We start from the raw sequence: 5256 nt of genomic DNA, 5'->3' as shown, positions 1-5256 counted from the left end.
AAGTTTAGAAATCGAAATATGACTGCTTAAACATTTTGATGTGTGGAATTATGGGAATGCTAAGCGTTCAATACACGTATTTTGCTGCTATTAAATATGGAAATGCGGCAACTGCGACCATTCTGCATACCTTTTTGAAAAATTGGTTTTTGATTTGTATATAACTATAGTTTTCATTTTTCCCCCTTATAATTTACCGTATAAAATGGAGATAATTGTGTATTTTTTTAATTATATTCTAAAGTACTTTAGCAATAAACCCTATAACGCACAGTGATAATTATTTGTTTTGAAAATAGCATTATAAAGTTTTCTTCTAATGTTTTTTTCGCTTTTTAGAAATTTTATTTTGAAGCTGCGAAGATCTATTGCAATAGCTTGTATGAAGTAATTTATTTGCCTTCACTCCGTCTGGTTCTCCAATATAATTCTTATACATGTTCTGAAGCATTTCATTCTCGTCAGATATCCTTCTTATTGATTTTTTATCAATATTTATTAAACAATCAGTTCTAGATCTTATATAATCTTTTTCTAACAAATTATTAGTTACTTTGTCATAGCACTCCATTTTTACTGCATTCGCTCTACAAATATTACTGCACAATTTACATCCAATACATCTTTCTTTCTGAACTTCTGCTCTTCCCTCCCCATTGTATTCTATTGCATTAACAGGACAGCTTTCTATACATGTTCCACAGGCTATACATAAATTTTCAATTATTTCTGATTTTCTTTCTATTTTAGGTGTTCCACTACCATTTATGCAACCACCAAAACAGCTCAAAACTTCAATTAATAAATACTCTTTCCATTTCTCACTTTTTAAGAACTTTTCGATTTCCTTCAGTCCATTAATTATTGCCACTTTATACTTTTGTCCTCCTAAAGTAATATTAGCTTCTTTTATATACTCATATTCAGGCAGACTGCTAAATTTAATATTTTGAACTTGTGATATATCACTGCCCAAATAATTTCTTACTGCTCTAAGAATAGACTGCATAATGCCTCCGCTTATTCCTAAAATAGTTCCTGCACCTGTATACCCACTCATAAAATGGCTCGTTTTTTCATCAGGAATAGCTGTAATATCAATTTCATTTTCTTTCAAAAGCTCTGCATATTCTTGAGTTGTTAAAACTAGATCTATATCTCTATAATTATTTCTTCCCATCTCGTCTCTTTCAGCTTCATATTTTTTTGCCGCACATGAATTTATAGATATTGTAACTATATTAGTTGGTAGAATATTATAGGTATCTGCAAAATAAGTTTTTATACCTGCACCTATCATTTGCTGTGGAGACTTTGAAGTGCAAATATATTGTAATATTTCCGGATAAAAGAATTCAACATAACGTACCCAAGCAGGGCAAGACGATGTAAACATAGGGAGTTTTTCTTTGTTTGAAATTCTTTTAACAAGCTCAGTTCCCGACTCTACAACAGAAATATCCGCTCCAAAATCTGAATCAAATACATTTTGAAATCCCAATTTTTTAGCAGATGGTGCTATTTTCCCACCTACATAAGTTCCTATGGGAAGATTAAACTCTTCTCCTAAAGTTGCTTTTACAGATGGTGAAGAAATCAAAACCGTATATTTTCCGCTATTTAAGTATTGTTTTGCCAGATCCAAATCATTTCTAATATTCATAGCCTTATTATGGCAAGCAGCAGCACACATTCCACAATATATACATCCTGTATCTCCAAAAGTTCCCTGTTTAGGTTCTACTGTTTTTTTTCCATTGTTTACTTCTTTTAATATAGCCACTTTAGTTTCTTGAGCGCATGTAAATGCACAGGCTGTGCATCCAATACATTTTTTCTTATCTATTTGTATAAGATTATCTTCATTAATCCTACTATTTTTTTTCGACTTTCCCATATACTTCTCCAAATTATTTATTCTATACTTATAATTACTTTTTTCATAACGTTATTATTACTAAATTATATATTAATAAATATAATTACTTTTTCACTTGGAAATACTATAATTAATATATTACCCCAGTTAAATTTAATTATTAGATAAGAGTAGGTGAGAAAATGCACTATATTATATATGACCTAGAATTTAATCAAAAAATGAATAATGTTACAGTTCCTGACGATTCTATTGAAAATAAAAAAGGTATAAACGTAAGTGATATGCCCTTTGAGATTATTCAGATTGGTGCAATAAAGCTTAACGAAAACTTTGAAACCACCTCTACCTTTGATGCTTTAGTAAAGCCAACTTTATATACATCAATTCATCCTTATATAGAAAACCTAACCAAGATAACCAACGACAAAATTATTTCAAGTCAAAATTTTATTCATGTTTATAAAGATTTCCAAAAATTTATTGGTGATGAAGAAATTATACTGTGCATTTGGGGCATGGCTGATATTAAAGAACTTATACGAAATATAAAATACTATAACCTACCTGGTTTAAAAACATACAAATACATTGATGTACAAAAATATGCCTCTAAATATTTTAATGCACCAAATAAGTCTAGAATAGGACTCAGAAATACTATTGAATTTTTAAATCTCCCAATAGAAGGCGAATTTCATGATGCCTATAACGATGCATTTTATACTTCGGAAGTCTTTAAACTTATCTATAATAATAATATTAAAGCTTCAGTATATACTCCTGAACCCTCAAAAAGGGTATCAAAACCTAAAGAAATAATTGATATAGCCGCATTAATTATTCAATTTGAAAAAGTATATGATAGAGAAATGACAAAAGAAGAAAAATCTATAATAAAGCTTGCTTATATGATGGGACGAACTAAACAATTTGTATTTGGAGAAACACCCCATAAATAAAGATTGGCTTATAGTAATGTATTCTGCTAATTACAAAAGTCTAACAAGAACAGATGAGCCATTTCTTTGTATTAATTTATTTTAGAAATGACTCATATATCTCTCTAGAATTATTTACTTTATTATTTTCAAAAAAGGATAACCCTTTAATTCAAGCTATCCTTTCTATATTTGTATTAATAATTTGACCTGTGCATAAGCCTAAATGTATTGTTCATTTTTCGACTTTGGTACATTATTCCTAAATTCAACAGGTGTTATTCCATATGCTTTTCTAAACAATCTTATGAAGTGCTCGACATTTTGGTATCCTACCTGCTCTGAAATATTTTCTACCGTCATACCACTTCCCTTTAATAAGTTCTTTGCTTTATCCATTCTAATTTGCTTCACTATATCTCCAAATGTAGTATTTGTACTTTCTTTAATATATTTTGATAGATATGGCTTAGATAAGAAGAATGTTTCTGAAAGTTTGTCTAATGTAACGGTCTTATAATTAGATTGAATATAATTTAGTACTTCAGTCATTCTTTCATCTGATCTTTTCATATTTTTTATTTCTTCTAATTGGTTTACTGCTACTGCTAAAGCGGCAATCGATGAATTAATAATGTCTGTTTCTATTCCAACTCCCCAATAAAGCTTATCGTGACATTTTATCCCCACATAAGTCACTGCTTTTGAATGAGAGCCGCTAGATAATGAATGTTCTTCATACACATCTAATTCATATTCAATTCCAAAATATTCTTTAATTGCATTACTAACTGCATCTAATCTTCCATTTCCTTGTGCAGTTACACATTGTGTTTTCCCGCCGTGGCAGATTGTAGCTTCTGCTGTCATCTCTGCACCTTGTCTAAAATGGCATTCTGGGATTTGAAACACATGTGAATTACGAATGTATTTCTCTTCTAAAATGCTATAAATCCATTCTGGAGTTAATTCTTTATGGGCTTTATCTGATATATCCTTAACGGTGTATCCAAAAGCTTCTTGCATCTGTTTTGGAAGTGAAATTCCATAATTCTTTTGTAATATATAAGCAACGCCCCCCTTGCCTGATTGGCTGTTAATTCGAATAACATCAGAATCATACTGACGACCAACATCCATCGGATCAATAGGTAAATAAGGAACGTCCCAGTACTCACTGTCTCTATTTTCACGCCACTTCATTCCCTTTGAAATTGCATCTTGATGTGAACCCGAAAAAGCTGTAAACACTAATTCGCCAGCATATGGCTGACGCATACCCACTTGCATTCTAGTTAATCTTTCATAAGTTTCGCATATTTCAGACATATTTCTAAAATTTAACTTAGGATCTACTCCATGTGAATAAAGGTTCATAGCAACTGTAATAATATCTAAATTACCTGTTCTCTCACCATTTCCAAACAAGGTTCCTTCTATTCTATCCGCTCCCGCAAGTATCCCAAGCTCCGCATCACTTACTCCAGATCCCCTATCATTGTGTGGATGTAAACATAACGATACAGCTTCTCTATACTTTAAGTTTTTATGAATATATTCTACTTGGCAGGCAAATACGTGAGGCATTGCATTTTCAACTGTTGTTGGAATGTTGATAATTGCCTTATTTTCCTTAGTTGGCCTCCAAATATCTAAAACTGCATTACATACTTCTAATGCATAATCAACTTCTGTTCCTGGAAAGCTTTCCGGGCTATATTGAAAGGAGAAATTCCCTTCTTCTTTTTCTGCTAGTTCTTTTAAAAGCTTGGCCCCATCTACAGCGAGCTGTTTAATTTCCTCTTTAGATTTCTCAAATACCTGCTCTCTTTGAGCAACTGATGTCGAGTTATATAAGTGAATTATAGCATGTGGTGCCCCTTTAACCGCCTCGAAAGTTCTCCTAATAATATGATCTCTAGCCTGAGTTAACACTTGAATTGAAACATCTTCTGGAATCATTTCTTTCTCAATTAGTGTTCTTATAAAATCAAATTCTGTTTCTGAAGCTGCTGGAAATCCCACCTCAATTTCCTTAAAACCGATCTCTACTAACATATTAAAGAATTCTAATTTTTCTTCTAAACTCATGGGCTCAATTAGTGATTGATTTCCATCACGTAAATCCACGCTGCACCATCTAGGTACCTTATCTATATAATCCTTCTTCACCCAGTCGTATGTGACCACTGGTGGCATAAAATACATTCTTTTATACTTTTGAAAATTTTCCATTTACTTCACCCTCCTAATATAAATACTTGAAAATAGCACTTAGTAAAACAAGTCCTTAACGCTATATTAATCAAACAACACTCTCAATTTGTTCAATTTGTGAAATTTCTCCCTCTCCTATTGTATGTAATATAGAATAACACATCCTAAACATAAATTTTAGTGATAAATTTAATCATTTTTATTGATGTATTTTAACAT

General features: G+C 31.4%; 3 protein-coding genes. 1 reads left to right on the top strand and 2 read right to left on the bottom strand.

What is annotated here, in order from left to right; translation table 11 throughout:
* Window positions 1-316 precede the first annotated feature (316 nt).
* Window positions 317-1897 (bottom strand): [Fe-Fe] hydrogenase large subunit C-terminal domain-containing protein, encoded by a 1581-nt coding sequence (locus CLCHR_RS23710; RefSeq protein WP_079442409.1) that lies wholly within the window; start codon window positions 1895-1897, stop codon window positions 317-319.
* A gap of 164 nt (window positions 1898-2061) precedes the next feature.
* Between CLCHR_RS23710 and CLCHR_RS23705 the strand changes: the two genes are divergently transcribed.
* Window positions 2062-2841, top strand: a complete 780-nt coding sequence (locus CLCHR_RS23705; RefSeq protein WP_079442408.1) for a 3'-5' exonuclease — start codon at window positions 2062-2064, stop codon at window positions 2839-2841.
* A gap of 201 nt (window positions 2842-3042) precedes the next feature.
* On the opposite strand, the gene CLCHR_RS23700 is transcribed toward CLCHR_RS23705, so the two are convergent.
* On the bottom strand, window positions 3043-5055 hold the full coding sequence (locus tag CLCHR_RS23700; protein WP_079442407.1) for a 2-isopropylmalate synthase: 2013 nt from the start codon (window positions 5053-5055) through the stop codon (window positions 3043-3045).
* Window positions 5056-5256: the final 201 nt, after the last annotated feature.

Source organism: Clostridium chromiireducens (assembly GCF_002029255.1).
Taxonomy (GTDB): domain Bacteria; phylum Bacillota; class Clostridia; order Clostridiales; family Clostridiaceae; genus Clostridium; species Clostridium chromiireducens.
Note: the sequence above shows the minus strand (reverse complement) of the source record. Positions and strands in the feature narration are given on the sequence as shown.

Bases quoted from the DNA above. Each gene is read 5' to 3' on its own strand.
- CLCHR_RS23710 (WP_079442409.1), bottom strand. From the start codon at position 1,897: ATGGGAAAGTCGAAAAAAAATAGTAGGATTAATGAAGATAATCTTATA.
- CLCHR_RS23705 (WP_079442408.1), top strand. From the start codon at position 2,062: ATGCACTATATTATATATGACCTAGAATTTAATCAAAAAATGAATAAT.
- CLCHR_RS23700 (WP_079442407.1), bottom strand. From the start codon at position 5,055: ATGGAAAATTTTCAAAAGTATAAAAGAATGTATTTTATGCCACCAGTG.